The sequence below is a fragment of the Janibacter indicus genome (genome assembly GCF_900176385.1).
GTDB classification, from domain to species: Bacteria; Actinomycetota; Actinomycetes; order Actinomycetales; family Dermatophilaceae; genus Janibacter; species Janibacter indicus.
Map to the genome: position 1 here is coordinate 68,719 of NZ_FWXN01000002.1, position 13,725 is coordinate 82,443.

Below are 13,725 nucleotides of genomic sequence, written 5' to 3' on the forward strand. Positions count from 1 at the left end.
CGCCGACGGGCGAACGGGTGGCCCACCCCAGCGCACAACGCCAGACTGGGATCATGCCCGGGCCGACGATGACACCCCTGCGGTGGCCGGAGATGACCGCGGACGGCATCACGTCCGCGGTCGCGTACGACGGCGAGCTCCCGCGCGGACGTTGGCATCGCGGTGTGCCCAGCACCTCGCTCACAGTGGTCATCGCGACCGCTGGACCAGTGTCGATCGGCGGCGGTACCGCGACGGCACCGGATGTTCGCCAGCGTCTGACGAGCCTCGTCGGAGGACTTCAGCACCACGCCGCGTGGACGTGGGAGGAGGGCCGATCCAGCGGGGTTCATCTGTCCCTCTCCCCGCTGGCAGCGCGGCGACTCTTGGGCTGCCCGGCAGCCGCTCTGGCTCCCGGCACGGACGGCCACACGACGGTCGGGCTCGATGTGCTCCTCGGCCGGTCGGCGGAGGACCTGCGCGAGGAGCTGGCCGAGGTCGACGACGCCCAGCAGGCGCAGGTCTTGCGGCAGTGGGTGCGCAGTCGCTGTACCGACAGGGGCCGGGACCCTCGCCCCGAGGTCGCCCACGCGTGGCGCCGTGCGCACGCCTCCGGGGGACGGATGCGCGTGACCGCGCTCGCCCGAGAGGTCCTGCTCAGCGAGCGTCAGCTGCGCACCCTGTTCCACCGTGAGCTCGGCGTCGGTCCCGGTCAGGTCCTGCGTCTGGCGCGGTTCGAGCGGTCCCGGGCGCGCATCGTCGCCGGGCTCGATGCGACCATCGCCGACACCGCGGCGGAGTGTGGATATGCCGATCACAGTCACCTCGTCCGGGACTGGCGCGAGCTCATCGGGTGCAGTCCCACCGCGTGGTTGGCTGAGGAGCGCCGAAATGTCCAAGTCCACGTGAGCGATGAGCCACGAGACTGACTGCCATGGACCAGATGCGACTGTCCCCCAAGCTCGTCATCGGCGACGGTCCCGGTGGCGCCGACCGGGCGATCGACTTCTACCGCGACGCCCTCGGCGCGGAGCTGGACGTCCGCCACTCCATGGGTGACGCCGTCGTCTTCGCGCGACTCCTGCTCCCCGGCGGTGGGGAGCTGCACGTCAAGGACGCCGACGACGTCGACCCCGGCCCGCCGGCCGGTGGTGGCGGGCACATCCTCGACATCGTCTGCGACGACCCGGACGCCGTCGTCGCCCGAGCGGTCGACCACGGCGCCGAGGTGGTCTTCGCGGTGGACGACCAGCCGTACGGGTCCCGGCAGGGCCGCTTCCGGGACCCCTTCGGTCACCAGTGGATCATCGGCACCCCCATCGCGATGAGCGAGGACGCGGTGCGGGGCGCCCTCGACGCGTGGGCCGACGGCTCGACCGGCTAGGTCCCGCAGTAGGTCACGTAGCCGCGCGTGAAGTCCGGGTCGGCCGGCTCGGCGTAGCGCTCCCGCCCCGGCGTCTCGACGAAGGGGGAGCGCAGCACCTCGAGCAGCTGCTCGAAGGGAGCGAGGTTGCCCGCGTGCGCCGCGGCGAGGGCCTCCTCGACGAGGTGGTTGCGGGGGATGTGGATCGGGTTGACCTCGTCCATGAGCCCGGCGATGACCGCAGGGTCCCTCCCTTCGCCCTCCAGGCGGGTCAGCCACCGGTCCCGCCAGGCCTGCCACCGCGCCACGTCCCGGACGCGGTCCAGGGTCGGCGTCGGCTCGTCGCGCAGCACCCGGGCGAGGTCGCGGAAGAGGCCGGTGAAGTCCAGCGACTCGTCCGCGGCGATCTGCAGCAGGTCCTCGACGAGCGCGTTGTCCCCGGCGACGTCGCGGACGAGGCCGAGCTTGATGCGGAAGTTGTCGAGCACGTGCTGCTCGTAGGCCGGGGTGAAAGCCTCGAGTCGCTCCTGCGCCTGCGTCACGAGGTCGTCGGCCTCGCCGTCGGCGAGCGGGATGAGGCACTCGGCCAGCCGCGCGAGGCCCCACAGCGCCATCGTCGGCTGCGCGGAGTAGCGGTAGCGGCCGCCGGTGTCGACGCTGCTGAAGAAGGTCTCCGGGTCGTAGGCGTCGAGGAAGGCGCACGGGCCGTAGTCGATCGTCTCGCCGGAGAGGGTCATGTTGTCGGTGTTCATCACCCCGTGGATGAAGCCGAGGGACATCCACTGCGCGATGAGCTCGGCCTGTCGCTCGACGACCGCGGTGAGCAGAGCCATCGGGTCGTTCTTCGGGATGTCGGGGTGGTGCCGGGCGCGGGCGTGCTCGACGACGGCGGCGAGCTGCTCGAGGCTGCCCTGCGTGGCGACGAGGACGAGGGTGCCGATGCGCAGGTGCGAGGCGGCGACCCGGGTGAGGACGGCGCCCGGCAGGGGCCGCTCGCGCAGCACCGGCTCGCCGGTCGCGACGGCAGCCAGGGCCCGCGTCGTCGGCACGCCGACCGCGTGCATGAACTCGGAGACGAGGACCTCGCGCAGCACGGGCCCCATGACCGCGCGGCCGTCACCGCCCCGGGAGAAGGGGGTGCGCCCGGACCCCTTGAGCGCGATGTCGCGGCGTCGGCCGCGGGTGTCGACGACCTCCCCGAGCAGGTGGGCCCGACCGTCGCCGAGCATCGGGGAGAGGTGACCGAACTGGTGGCCGGCGTAGGCCTGGGCGATCGGCTCCGATCCCTCGGCGACGGCATTGCCCGCGAGGACCGCGACGCCGTCCGGGGAGCGCAGGGCGTCCGGGTCGAGGCCGAGCTCGACGGCGAGGTCGTCGTCGAGCGCCAGCAGCTCGGGGGCGCGCACGGGGACCGGGTCGACCCGCGCCCCGAGCCAGCCGAGATCACGGACGAAGGTGTTGTCGCAGGGCCACCTCATGCCCCCACCATCGCAGACGCTCACGCGTGCTCGGCCGTGTAGCTCAGCTTGAGCTGCCCCTTCTTGGTGCGCACGCGGGTGATCTGGAGGCCGGTGAGGTCGGCCGTCGTGCGCACGTGCGTCCCACCACACGGGTCGGTCTGCAGGCCCTCGATCGTCACCCGGCGCACTCCTTCGGCGTCGACCTCGGCGCCGAAGGGGAGGGCGGCCGCGACGTGCTCACGAGCCCGGTCGAGGACCGTCTCGACGAGCGCGGCCTTCGCCTCCTCGCCGTCGGGCAGGGTGCCTCCGTCGACGTCGTAGAGGAGGAAGGCCTGGCCCGGCGCGTGGCTCAGGCCGACGTTGACGAAACCCAACGGCACGACGCACGCGTCGAGCAGGTGTCCCGCGGAGTGGAGCGCCGCGTGCCGGCGGCGCACCTCCGGGTCGATCGCGACGTGCACGCTCTCGCCGACGGCGGGCAGGTCGCCCCCCCTTCGGGTGGACGATGCCCTCGCGCACGGCGATGCCGGGAGTCGGCTCGTCACACACCGCGATGACCTCGGTGTCGACCTCGTAGAGGTGGGTGTCGTCCCAGTACGTGCGGCGCTGCTCCATGCCGCCATTGAAGCAGCCGCGCACGCTCCTCCCTTCGCCTGACGTCCACCTCCCGTCAACCTGACCTTGGTATCCATCACGCATGCAGCAGAACCTCCGCGAGTACATCGACCGGCTCATGGTCGAGGGCTACACCGTGCGTGATGACCAGGGCGACGACCCGATGCTCATCGCCCCCGACGGCAAGGCCGTCGAGACCTGGCGGGAGAACTACCCGTACGACGAACTCATGGAGCGCGAGGAGTACGACGTCCAGAAGTACCTGCTGCAGATCGAGTTGCTGAAGTTCCAGTACTGGGCGCAGGACACGGGGCGCAAGTTCGTCGTGCTCTTCGAGGGCCGCGACGCCGCGGGCAAGGGCGGGACGATCAAGCGCTTCACCGAGCACCTCAACCCGCGAGGCGCCCGCGTCGTCGCCCTGACCAAGCCCTCGGAACGAGAGCTCGGGCAGTGGTACTTCCAGCGCTACATCCAGCACCTGCCGACGAGCGGCGAGATCGTCCTCTTCGACCGCTCCTGGTACAACCGGGCCGGCGTCGAGCGGGTCATGGGCTTCTGCAGCGACGAGCAGTACGAGGGCTTCATGGACCAGGCGCCGAAGATCGAGCGGATGCTCGCCGACGCCGGGGTGCACGTCACCAAGCTGTGGTTCTCGGTGACCCAGCAGGAGCAGCGCACCCGCTTCGCCATCCGCCAGATCGACCCGGTGCGCCGGTGGAAGCTCTCCCCGATGGACCTCGAGAGCCTCGACAAGTGGGAGGCCTACACCGAGGCCAAGGAGGAGATGTTCCGCCGCACGGACACCCGGCACGCGCCGTGGACGGTCATCAAGTCCAACGACAAGAAGCGCGGCCGGATCAATGCGATCCGCTTCTTCCTCAACCAGTTCGACTATGAGGGCAAGGACCCTGAGGTCGTCTTCACGCCGGACCGCAAGGTCGTCTCCCGCGGACGCAAGACCGAGGGAGACTGACGCACGCCCGGTCCCTGAGGAGGCCGTCCGCGGCCGTCTCGAAGGGCCGAGACGGCCAGCACCACCGCCGCGACGGCGAAGGCCACCCCGAATCCCACCCGCCCCGTCGGCGGCAGGTAGAACTGCGGCAGCACGAGGGCGGCGCCGACGCCGAGCGGCCAGGCTGCCCACGCGGGCGCCGTCCAGCGGCCTGACCGGACAGCCCGCTGCCAGGCCAGGGCCGTGCAGACCCCGCTCACCGCGAGGAGCAGCAGCCCGAGGCCGAAGGTCGTCAGGGCCGCGGGGTGCCCCCGCACCTCGTCGACGAGCTGGAGCACGGCCGGGTCGTCGAGGCCGGCCCGCCCGATCGCGTGCAGGCCGAAGGTCTCGGCCCCGAAGTAGGGCAGGACGAGTGCGACCCCGGCGAGCCCGCTCCAGCGGGCGAGCATCGTCGTCGGGGTCCCGCGCAGGTCGTCGATCCGCAGGCCGACGCGGGCCAGCTGGACGAGGGCGAGGGCTCCCGCGAGGTGAGCGACGACCCACCACGGGCTGGCGAAGGCCGCCGCGGCCTCCGGTGAGGTCGACGACGCGGCGTCGCCGTAGGGCCGGAGCAGCAGGTAGCCCGCCATGAGCAGGCCGGACGAGATGGTCGGCATCACCAGGTGCCGTGTCGTGTGGTCGCGCATCGTGGGCCCTTCCCTAAAGTGAGAGCGGTGCTCTCGGTTGTCGATGACGGTAGACCCTCTCGCCGGGGTAAAACAAGAGCGGTGCTCTCGGTCATGGCAGGATGTCGCCATGGCGGGTGCGAGGGAAGAGTCCAGGGCGCGCACGACGGCGGCGATCCTGCGGGCGGCGCGCGAGGAGATCGCGGCCCACGGTGGGGGAGGCCTGTCGATGCGTGCCGTGGCCCGTGAGGTCGGCATGGTCAGCTCGGCCGTCTACCGCTACTTCCCGACCCGCGAGGCGCTGCTCACGGCGATGATCCTCGAGAGCTACGAGAGCCTGGCCGCCGCGCTCGAGTCGGTGCGGGCCCGCCGTCCTGGCCGCCGGTGGATCGCCCTCGGGGAGGCCATGCGTGGGTGGGCCGTCGAGCGTCCGCACGAGTTCCAGCTGATCTACGGCACCCCGGTGCCCGGGTACGTCGCCCCTCCCGAGACAGTGCCGGCCGCGGCCGCGGTGGCCCGCCCCTTCCTTGCGGTGGCGGGAGGGGTGGAGGTCGCCCCCTTCGCAGCCCCGCGGGTGGCCCGGCAGATGGAGGTCCTCACGGAGGTCGCCGAGGGCGTGACGCGCGAAGGGGGAGGCGCCGTCCTCGCCGAGCTCGCCGCCCTCATCGGCGCCGTCACGCTCGAGCTCGGTGGCCATCTCGTCGGCAGTGCTGAGCCGGCCGATCCGTTCTTCCGCGCCCTGCTCCAGCGACAGGTCGACACCCTCGGCCTCGCCGGTGCAGGGTGACCTCGTGACCCACGACCCCGTCCCGACGCGCGCCCCGCGCGGCCGGGCCCTCGCTGACATCGGCCCGATCGAGCAACTGCGCGCCGGCCGCCTCGGAGTCCGCCTGCCGCTCCTGCTCGCCGGGCTCTTCCTCTACGGCGCATCCATGGCGATGGTCCTGCGCGCGACCCTCGGTCAGATCCCGTGGGACGTGCTGCACGTCGGCGTCTCGCACCACATCCCACTGAGCTTCGGCACGATCGTCATCGGCGTCTCGCTGCTCGTGCTGCTCGGCTGGATCCCCCTGCGGCAGAAGCCCGGTCTGGGCACGATCGGCAATGCCCTGCTCATCGGCCCGTCCGCCGACCTCGTGCTGTCGGTCCTCGACGAGCCGGCCGGGATGATCTGGCGCATCGTCCTGCTCCTCGGCGGCGTGGTCCTCAACGGTGTCGCGACCGGCATGTACATCGGCTCACAGTTCGGCCCCGGCCCGCGCGACGGTCTGATGACCGGGCTGGCCCGCATCACCGGTGGCTCGATCCGGCTCGTGCGCACCGGGATCGAGGTCGCTGTGGTCGCCGTCGGCTGGCTGCTGGGTGGCACCGTCGGCGTCGGCACGGTGCTCTACGCCGTGGCCATCGGGCCGTTGGCCCAGCTCTTCCTGCCGCTCTTCACCGTCGACCTCGGGCGCCCGATCCCACCCACCGATACATAACTGGTCATTATGAATTGGCCCATGTGGGCGCGGTCGGCCGACCGGGCCAAGCGAGGGGCGTCGTCGCCCCCGTGACCCACACAGGAGCACCCATGTCCGCCCCCGCAGCCGCTTCGACCGTCCTCACCTCGAGCGTGCGGGGCCGCCTCGTCACCGGCACCGAGGTTGCGATCACCGCCCGCCAGCACGAGTTCACCATCGACGAGCCGCAGAGCCTCGGCGGCGCAGACAAGGGCGCCAACCCCATCGAGCACCTGCTCGCGGCCCGCGCCTCGTGCACCGTCATCAGCTATCAGGTCTGGGCCGACAGTCGCCGGCCCCGGGAGCGAGGCCGACTACCGCCGCCTGACGCCGGTTGCTACGCTTGCTACATGGCAACCATCTCGCATCGGGAGCTCCGCAACGACAGCGCCGAGGTGCTGCGTCGGGTGGCGGCGGGTGAGAGCCTGACCGTGACCAACCGAGGCGAGCCGGTTGCGCGAATGGTGCCCCTGGGGGGTTCTGCATTCGAGGAGGCGGTCGCGTCGGGGCAGGTGCAGCCGGCGCGTGCGGCACGGGACTTCTCGAGCATCCACCGAGTCGAAGGCGTGGACACGGCCGAGGTGCTCGAGGACCTCCGAGGCGATCGATGATCGTCTACCTCGACACGTCCGCGGCCTTCAAGCTGCTGGCGGCCGAGGCGGAGCCGGAACCCCTGGCGGCCGCGCTCACCGCACTGGATCCCGCCGACGTCCTGCTCTCCTCCAGGCTGCTCTTCACCGAGCTGCACTGCGCAGCCCAGCGCCGATCGGTGTGGGACGTCACCGCGGTCAACGCCGTGCTGGAGATGATCACCCTGGCCGACGTCACCCGTGAGGACCTCGACCGAGCAGCGACGAGCGGATGGGGGCTGCGCAGCGCCGACGCGATCCACCTTGCCACGGCCCTGCGGATGCAGTCGGAAGTGCTGGCCGCGTACGACCGAGAGCTGTGCGCCGCGGGGGAGTCGGCCGGTCTTCGCCTGCTCCGCCCGGGGGCCACCGCCTAGCGCACGACCTCCCGCAGGCTCCCGTCGACCCGGCGGGTCCAGCCACGTGAGTCGAGGTGCTCGAGCAGCGGCACGGCGACCCGGCGAGTCGTGCCCAGCGCCTGACGCGCAGCGCTCAGGGTGAAGGGCTGCTCCAGCCCCGAGAGCAGTCGCATCGCCCGTGCCGGTCCGCTCGGCAGCAGGACGACGTCGTCGGGCAGTCGCAGCAGCCGCCCGAGGCGCGCGGCAGCGGCGAGCTCCGCGGGGCCCAGCCCGAGGTCGTCGAGGTCACCCCTCTCCGGCGCGATGAAGGGAGCCTCCCGCAGCCTCTCCTCGAGAGCCGCGACCCCCGCCTCGGCGGGACCGAGGCCGGAGGCTTTCGGGTCCAGGACCCGGCCGTCGGTGATCGTCAGGTCGGAGCCTGCGACGAGGCCGCGGACGAGGTCGGGGCCCAGGTCCGCGGGCAGGTGGTCCGGCAGGGCGAGGGCCCGTGCGGCCTCGGCCACGGGCATCCCGGCGCTCAGGCGATCGGCGGAATGGTGGGCGCGGACGGCTTCGACCAACCGGCCTCGCCACGCCTCCATGGCTGCGGGGTCGATGCGCCAGTCGCCCTGCCGCACAGCGGTGCTCGGCACCAGAAGCCCCAGTCGCTCGAAGGTGTCGAGGCGCTCCGCCGACCGCGACCGCAGGCGCGTCGCCGCGAGGTCGCCGGCTGACAGGGCCTTGGCCCGACGAGAGGCGGCGCCGCGGCGGGTGAGCCGCAGGGGGTCGACGTCAAGGACCCGAACGGCCCACAGTCGACGACTGCCCGGGTCGCGCAGGATCGCCCGGTCGCCGACCCGCCACGGCAGGTCGACGCCCGCCGACAGCCGGGCGAAGTCGTCACCGAGCGGTCGCACGTGCACCGGCACGTCGACCGACCCCACGTGCAGCGTCGCCTGCTCGGGAGTCCGCATTTCCTTGAGGTCGTGCGAACCGGTCGCGTGCGAGCCACCCACCTCGGTGAGCCGCACGTCGACGGTCGGGGCGAGTTCCCAGGCATCGGTGGTGAGCAGCACGGCCGAGCGGCTCACGTCGTCGACGCGGCGCAGGTTGACCGCGGTCCGCGAGACCGGGCCGACGGACTCACGCGCTGCGTCCTGGCTGTGCAGGCCGCGGACCGTCACCTCGCGGGTGGTGCCGCGGTCGAGCAGCAGCAGTCGGTCGCCGGTGCGGACAGTGCCGGTGCCGAGCGTGCCCGTGACGACGGTGCCCGCACCCGGCACCGAAAAGGCGCGGTCGCACCAGAGCCGCACTGCCGCAACGACATCCGGCTCGGGCAGCCGAGCGGCGAGGTCGGCGAGGGCGGTGCGCAGGTCGTCGAGACCGGCGCCCTTCGTCGCGGAGACCTCGACCGCCGGCACGTCGAGCCCAGCCGCAGCAAGCCGCCGTCCGGCGTCGGCCTGCACGGTCGCGATGCGGTCGTCGTCGGCGAGGTCACAGCGGGTGATGACGAGCAGCCCGTCGGTGATGCCCAGCGCCTGCACGGCCGCGAGGTGTTCGCTGCTCTGCGCCTGCCAGCCCTGATCCGCCGCGACGACGAAGACCACAGCCGGCGCCGGTCCCAGCCCCGACAGCATCGTCCCGACGAACCTCTGGTGCCCCGGCACGTCGACAAAGGCGATCTCGACCCCACCCGGCAGGCGCGTCCACGCGTAGCCGAGCTCGATGGTCAGCCCCCGGTCCCGCTCCTCCGACAGGCGGTCCGGGTCGCGCCCCGTCAGCGCCCGGACGAGCGTGGACTTGCCGTGGTCGACGTGGCCTGCGGTCGCCAGCACCCGCCTCATGGCGAAGGGGGCTCCGCCCCGGTCCCGCGGTGGGCGGCGTTGTCGTCCAAGGCTGCTCGCAGCGCCCGCTCCACGTCGGAGTCACGGTCGGCCGGGATGCAGCGCAGGTCGACCAAGCCGCAGCCGCCCTCGACACGAGCCAGCACGACGGGCACGCCAGCGGTGGGTCGACGCAGCCGCTCGACCGCCTCGACGGGCACCTCGACCGCCCAGCCGGGCAGCGGAACCCCGGGGGCGCCGCCGCCACCGACGCGACCGTCGACGGCGACCACCTCCCGGCCCAGTGCGGTCGCGAGGACGTCGACCCGTGGCCGCAGCTCGTCAGCGGTGGCGTGGAGCGACATGGCGACCGGCGGGACCGGGCCGCGCACGGTCGCCTCGAGCGCGGCGAGGGTGAGCTTGTCGACCCGCAGCGCCCGGGCGAGCGGGTGGCGCCGCAGCCGCTCGACGACCTCGGCATCACCGAGGACGAGGCCGGCCTGGGGTCCGCCGAGCAGCTTGTCGCCGCTGGCGGTCACGATCGTCGCGCCGGCGCGCAGCCAGGTCGTCGCGTCGGGCTCGTCGGGCAGCAACGGGTCGGGCGTCAGCAGCCCGGAGCCGATGTCGGCGACGACCGGCACGCGCGAGCCGTCGGGCCGGGTCAGCCCGCGCAGCTCCTCCAGCCCGACGGCCGTGGTGAAGCCGTCGACCCGGAAGTTGCTCGGGTGCACCTTGAGCACGCACCCGGTCTCGGGGCCGATGGCGTCGGCGTAGTCGCGCAGGTGCGTGCGGTTGGTCGTGCCGACCTCGCGCAGGCGGGCTCCGGTCGAGGCGATGAGGTCGGGCAGGCGGAATCCGTCGCCGATCTCGACCATCTCGCCGCGCGAGACGACGACCTCGCGGCCGGCGGCCAAGGCGGTCGTCGCGAGCACGAGGGCGGCTGCGCCGTTGTTGACCGCCAGCGCACCAGCCGCGTCGGGCACGGCCTCGAGCAGTGCGGCCAGCGCGCCGGCACCCCGTCGGCTGCGCGCCCCGGTCGTCAGGTCCATCTCGACGTCGACATAGCCGGCCGCATCGACGACGGCCTCGATCGCGCTGGGGGAGAGGGGCGCTCGCCCGACATTGGTGTGCACCACGACGCCCGTCGCGTTGAGCACCGGCGTCAGTGAGGAGGCCCGGGCCGGGAGCGATGCCAGCGCCGCGCCGGCCACGTCCTCCGGCGGGATCTCGCCGGCCCTCGCCCGCTGCTGGGCCGCGACGATCGCCGAGCGCACCACCGGCCGACCGAGACGCTCCGTCGCCGCGACGAAGGGGGGATCCGCCAGCAGCGTGTCGGTGCGCGGGATCGACCGGCGGGGGTCCTCGCTCACGGCGCTGCTCCCTTCGTCGGGCGTGGTGGTGGTCGTGAAGATCTGGCGGAGGCGGACGGGAATCGAACCCGCCAGACCGAGATGCTCGGCCTCACCGGTGTTGAAGACCGGGGGGACCACCAGGAACCCAGACGCCTCCACGGGCCACCCTAGGACCTCGCCGGGCCCGACACCGGCCGTGGGCCCTACGGTGTCGTCATGGAGCCGATCCGTCTGACCCAGTACGCGCGCGGCGGAGGCTGCGCCTGCAAGATCCCGGCCGGCGAGCTCGAGCAGATCGTCGCCGGTCTGCACGCCACCGCACCGCCGGGGTCGGACGTCCTCGTCGGGCTCGACGACGGTGACGACGCGGCCGCCGTGCGACTCACGGGAGGCCAGGCTGTCCTCTCCACGACCGACTTCTTCACCCCCGTCGTCGACGACCCCTACGACTGGGGGCGGATCGCCGCGGCGAATGCGGTCTCGGACGTCTATGCCATGGGTGGCGACCCGGTCATGGCAATCAACCTCGTCGCGTGGCCGCGCGAGCTGCTGCCGACAGACCTGCTGCGCGAGGTCCTGCGCGGTGGGCTCGACCTCGCGACCGAGGCCGGCTTCCCCGTGCTCGGCGGGCACAGCATCGACGCCCCCGAGCCGATCTACGGCATGGCGGTCACCGGCACCGCCGACCCCGACCGGATCATGCGCAACGACGCGGCGGAAGCTGGACTGCCGATTAGCCTGACCAAGCCCCTCGGCGTCGGGGTGCTCAACAACCGGCACAAGGCGACCGGCGAGCGGAGCGAAGAGGCGATCGCCTCGATGGTCACCCTCAACCGCGACTCCTCCCGGGCGGCCGTCGCGGCGGGCATCCGCGCGGCGACCGATGTCACCGGCTTCGGCCTGCTCGGCCACCTCTACAAGATGACTCGCGCCTCGGGCGTCGCCGCCCGCGTCGACGCGGCGGCCGTGCCCTATGTCGCTGGCGCCCGCGAGGCCCTCGCCGCCGGTCACGTCCCTGGCGGCTCTCGTCGCAACCTTGACTGGGTGCGTCCGCACCTCGCGGCCGACGGCATCGCCGAGGAGGAGCTGATCCTGCTCGCCGACGCGCAGACCTCCGGCGGTCTGCTCGTGGTCGGCGAGGTCCCCGGCGCGCCCGTCGTCGGCGAGACCGTCGCGGCCGGCTCCCTCGGTGACGGCGTGCTCGTGCAGGTCTCGTGAGCGAGGTCGACCGGGTCCTCGAGGCGGCTCGGGCCAGCCTGACTCGGTTCACCCCGCAGCAGGCCCACGACGCGGCGAAGGGGGGAGCCCTCCTCGTCGACACCCGCACCGCCGCGCAGCGGGCCCGGCAGGGCGAGCTGCCCGGGGCGCTCGTCGTCGACCGGACCGTGCTCGAGTGGCGCCTCGACCCGACCTGCCCGCACCGCATCCCCGAGGCGCTGCCCGGGACCCGGGTCGTCGTGCTGTGCCGACAGGGCTACAGCTCGTCGCTGGCGGCGGTCTCCCTTCGCTCGCTCGGGGTGGACGCGACCGACGTCATCGGTGGGGTCGAGGCCTGGGCCGCCGCCGGCCTGCCCCTGCACACCGGGCCCGCCGACGTCCGCGAGTAGCCCCCCTTCCGCATTGCCCAACGGCAATGCGCCCTCACGCCCGCATTGCCCAACGGCAATGCGCCCCCTTTCGCATTTCCTTCAGGAAATACGACCCGGGGTCCGACGACCTCAAGGAAATGCGAAGGGGGGCGGTTGCCTCAGGCGTGCTGCGGCTTCTTGGTGATGAAGGGGATGACCGCGCCGACGAGGGCGATGACGCCGACGACGGTGAAGGCCATCGTGTACTGCTGGTCCTCGCCGATGAGCCAAGAGATGAGCAGCGGGCCGACGATGCCACCGATGGACCAGCCGATGAGCATCAGGCCGTAGATCGCGCCGGAGTTCTTCACGCCGAAGAAGTCGCCGGCCGTCGAGGGCAGGGTGCCGAAGGCGCCGCCGTAGCAGGTGTAGACGATGGCGCACAGGACGTAGAAGACGACTGCCGAGCCCGCGTGCGGGATCGCGAGCAGGGCCAGTCCCTGCAGGCCGAGGATGCCGAGGAAGGCCGGCATGCGCCCGATCTTGTCCGAGACCGCCGCCCACAGGATGCGGCCGCCGCCGTTGAAGAGGCCCATGACGCCGACGAGGGTCGCGGCCGCCGCGGCACTCATGCCGGCGACGTCGGTCGCGGTGCCCGCGGCCACCGAGATGAGCGAGATGCCCGCGGTCACCGAGATCGTCAGGATGAGCGTCAGCAGGTACCACTGGGGCGTGCGCATGGCCTCCTGCTGGGTGAAGTCTTTGCCGGCGACGTTCTTGGCGGGGGTATCCCCCTTCGCAGCAGCCGGGGCACCGCCGACGGTGTAGCTGGCCGGGGGGTTCTTGAAGACCGAGGCGCCGATGAGGCCCATGACGAGGTAGGCGATGCCGAGGTAGAGGAAGACCTTCGTCGGGTACTGCTGGAAGTCCTCGCTCGAGTCGATCATCCGCTGCGCGAGCGGCGAGGTGATGACCGCACCGAAGCCGAAGCCGCCCACCGCGATGCCGGTGATCAGACCGCGCTTGTCAGGGAACCACTTCTGCAGCATGGCGATCGGCACGATGTAGGCCAGACCGAGGCCGAAGCCGCCGAGCACGCCGTAGCCGAGGATGAGCAGCCACAGGTCGGAGGCATCACGGGCGAAGCTCGCGAGGATGATGCCGATCGAGTAGATCGTCACGCCGACGAGCGCGACGAGGCGTGGCCCCTGCTTGTCCTGGATCCGTCCACCGAGGAAGGTCCCGACGAAGATCATGCCGATGGCGACCTCGAAGGGGATCGTCGCCTGCACCTTGGTCAGCTCGAGCGCCGACGGGTCGGCCTGGATCGCCTTGCTGAAGGTGCTCCACGCGTAGACGGCGCCGATCGCCAGCTGGACGAGGACACCGCCCGCGAGGATGAGCCAGCGGTTGCCGCCGGCGGACGTCGGGGCCTGCTCGGGTGCCGTGCTCATGGAACCTCCCACTGGTCGGGTGCCA

The 13,725-nt window shown here is 72.4% G+C and carries 15 protein-coding genes and 1 tRNA gene; 9 read left to right on the top strand and 7 right to left on the bottom strand.

Translation table 11 applies throughout. The features are described from left to right. Window positions 1-53 precede the first annotated feature (53 nt). A complete protein-coding gene (locus B9B60_RS02135) occupies window positions 54-908 on the top strand; it encodes an AraC family transcriptional regulator (protein WP_159451131.1) in 855 nt (284 codons plus the stop codon). Between the two features lie 5 nt (window positions 909-913). Next, window positions 914-1,363 (top strand): VOC family protein, encoded by a 450-nt coding sequence (locus tag B9B60_RS02140; protein WP_200811120.1) that lies wholly within the window; start codon window positions 914-916, stop codon window positions 1,361-1,363. Here the strand turns inward: B9B60_RS02140 and B9B60_RS02145 are convergent. Continuing rightward, window positions 1,360-2,820, bottom strand: a complete 1,461-nt coding sequence (locus tag B9B60_RS02145; protein ID WP_084449660.1) for a protein adenylyltransferase SelO — start codon at window positions 2,818-2,820, stop codon at window positions 1,360-1,362. The genes B9B60_RS02140 and B9B60_RS02145 overlap by 4 nt on opposite strands. A gap of 20 nt (window positions 2,821-2,840) precedes the next feature. Next, window positions 2,841-3,347, bottom strand: a complete 507-nt coding sequence (locus B9B60_RS02150) for an alanyl-tRNA editing protein (protein ID WP_143445397.1) — start codon at window positions 3,345-3,347, stop codon at window positions 2,841-2,843. 152 nt (window positions 3,348-3,499) lie between these two features. Between B9B60_RS02150 and ppk2 the strand changes: the two genes are divergently transcribed. Next, the gene (ppk2, locus tag B9B60_RS02155) at window positions 3,500-4,390 is read left to right on the top strand and encodes a polyphosphate kinase 2 (protein WP_084449662.1); all 891 of its coding nucleotides are present in this window, start codon (window positions 3,500-3,502) and stop codon (window positions 4,388-4,390) included. Here ppk2 and B9B60_RS02160 read toward each other — a convergent pair. Next, complete coding sequence (locus B9B60_RS02160; RefSeq protein ID WP_159451132.1) at window positions 4,309-5,025, bottom strand: hypothetical protein; 717 nt, start codon at window positions 5,023-5,025, stop codon at window positions 4,309-4,311. The two genes, ppk2 and B9B60_RS02160, sit on opposite strands and share 82 nt — an antisense overlap. A gap of 139 nt (window positions 5,026-5,164) precedes the next feature. Here B9B60_RS02160 and B9B60_RS02165 point away from each other — a divergent pair, with 139 nt between their 5' ends. The 4 genes from B9B60_RS02165 to B9B60_RS02185 all read left to right on the top strand — a co-directional run bounded on the left by B9B60_RS02165 (window position 5,165) and on the right by B9B60_RS02185 (window position 7,542). Continuing rightward, window positions 5,165-5,821: a TetR/AcrR family transcriptional regulator gene (locus B9B60_RS02165; protein WP_084449664.1), complete on the top strand. Its 657-nt coding sequence runs from the start codon at window positions 5,165-5,167 to the stop codon at window positions 5,819-5,821. Between the two features lie 4 nt (window positions 5,822-5,825). Beyond that, entirely contained in the window at window positions 5,826-6,515 is a 690-nt protein-coding gene (gene yczE / locus B9B60_RS02170) for a membrane protein YczE (RefSeq protein WP_234993700.1), read from the top strand. Window positions 6,516-6,607: 92 nt separating this feature from the next. Further along, window positions 6,608-7,147 carry a type II toxin-antitoxin system prevent-host-death family antitoxin gene (locus B9B60_RS17745; RefSeq protein ID WP_327078567.1) on the top strand — a complete coding sequence of 180 codons (540 nt, stop codon included), beginning with the start codon at window positions 6,608-6,610 and terminating at the stop codon, window positions 7,145-7,147. Beyond that, window positions 7,144-7,542 (top strand): type II toxin-antitoxin system VapC family toxin, encoded by a 399-nt coding sequence (locus tag B9B60_RS02185; protein ID WP_084449666.1) that lies wholly within the window; start codon window positions 7,144-7,146, stop codon window positions 7,540-7,542. The genes B9B60_RS17745 and B9B60_RS02185 overlap by 4 nt, the downstream gene beginning before the upstream one ends. On the opposite strand, the gene B9B60_RS02190 is transcribed toward B9B60_RS02185, so the two are convergent. The 3 genes from B9B60_RS02190 to B9B60_RS02200 form a co-directional block, all read right to left on the bottom strand. Beyond that, entirely contained in the window at window positions 7,539-9,347 is a 1,809-nt protein-coding gene (locus B9B60_RS02190; RefSeq protein ID WP_200811121.1) for a SelB domain-containing protein, read from the bottom strand. The genes B9B60_RS02185 and B9B60_RS02190 overlap by 4 nt on opposite strands. Continuing rightward, window positions 9,344-10,696, bottom strand: a complete 1,353-nt coding sequence (gene selA, locus B9B60_RS02195) for an L-seryl-tRNA(Sec) selenium transferase (RefSeq protein ID WP_084449668.1) — start codon at window positions 10,694-10,696, stop codon at window positions 9,344-9,346. Before selA ends, B9B60_RS02190 begins: the two co-directional genes overlap by 4 nt. 43 nt (window positions 10,697-10,739) lie before the next feature. Beyond that, window positions 10,740-10,835 (bottom strand) — tRNA-Sec (locus tag B9B60_RS02200). 59 nt (window positions 10,836-10,894) lie between these two features. On the opposite strand from B9B60_RS02200, the gene selD reads away from it, so the two are divergent. Beyond that, window positions 10,895-11,896: a selenide, water dikinase SelD gene (gene selD, locus B9B60_RS02205; RefSeq protein ID WP_084449669.1), complete on the top strand. Its 1,002-nt coding sequence runs from the start codon at window positions 10,895-10,897 to the stop codon at window positions 11,894-11,896. Further along, on the top strand, window positions 11,893-12,285 hold the full coding sequence (locus B9B60_RS02210) for a rhodanese-like domain-containing protein (RefSeq protein ID WP_084449670.1): 393 nt from the start codon (window positions 11,893-11,895) through the stop codon (window positions 12,283-12,285). Before selD ends, B9B60_RS02210 begins: the two co-directional genes overlap by 4 nt. A gap of 140 nt (window positions 12,286-12,425) precedes the next feature. Here the strand turns inward: B9B60_RS02210 and B9B60_RS02215 are convergent, their stop codons facing one another. Continuing rightward, window positions 12,426-13,700 carry an L-lactate MFS transporter gene (locus B9B60_RS02215; protein ID WP_084449671.1) on the bottom strand — a complete coding sequence of 425 codons (1,275 nt, stop codon included), beginning with the start codon at window positions 13,698-13,700 and terminating at the stop codon, window positions 12,426-12,428. Between the last annotated feature and the right edge of the window lie 25 nt (window positions 13,701-13,725).

What these genes read in the sequence shown, in the direction of transcription:
- B9B60_RS02135 (WP_159451131.1), top strand. Translation starts at nt 54, where the DNA reads ATGCCCGGGCCGACGATGACACCCCTGCGGTGGCCGGAGATGACCGCG.
- B9B60_RS02140 (WP_200811120.1), top strand. Translation starts at nt 914, where the DNA reads ATGGACCAGATGCGACTGTCCCCCAAGCTCGTCATCGGCGACGGTCCC.
- B9B60_RS02145 (WP_084449660.1), bottom strand. Translation starts at nt 2,820, where the DNA reads ATGAGGTGGCCCTGCGACAACACCTTCGTCCGTGATCTCGGCTGGCTC.
- ppk2 (WP_084449662.1), top strand. Translation starts at nt 3,500, where the DNA reads ATGCAGCAGAACCTCCGCGAGTACATCGACCGGCTCATGGTCGAGGGC.
- B9B60_RS02160 (WP_159451132.1), bottom strand. Translation starts at nt 5,025, where the DNA reads ATGCCGACCATCTCGTCCGGCCTGCTCATGGCGGGCTACCTGCTGCTC.
- B9B60_RS02165 (WP_084449664.1), top strand. Translation starts at nt 5,165, where the DNA reads ATGGCGGGTGCGAGGGAAGAGTCCAGGGCGCGCACGACGGCGGCGATC.
- B9B60_RS17745 (WP_327078567.1), top strand. Translation starts at nt 6,608, where the DNA reads ATGTCCGCCCCCGCAGCCGCTTCGACCGTCCTCACCTCGAGCGTGCGG.
- B9B60_RS02185 (WP_084449666.1), top strand. Translation starts at nt 7,144, where the DNA reads ATGATCGTCTACCTCGACACGTCCGCGGCCTTCAAGCTGCTGGCGGCC.
- B9B60_RS02190 (WP_200811121.1), bottom strand. Translation starts at nt 9,347, where the DNA reads ATGAGGCGGGTGCTGGCGACCGCAGGCCACGTCGACCACGGCAAGTCC.
- selD (WP_084449669.1), top strand. Translation starts at nt 10,895, where the DNA reads ATGGAGCCGATCCGTCTGACCCAGTACGCGCGCGGCGGAGGCTGCGCC.
- B9B60_RS02215 (WP_084449671.1), bottom strand. Translation starts at nt 13,700, where the DNA reads ATGAGCACGGCACCCGAGCAGGCCCCGACGTCCGCCGGCGGCAACCGC.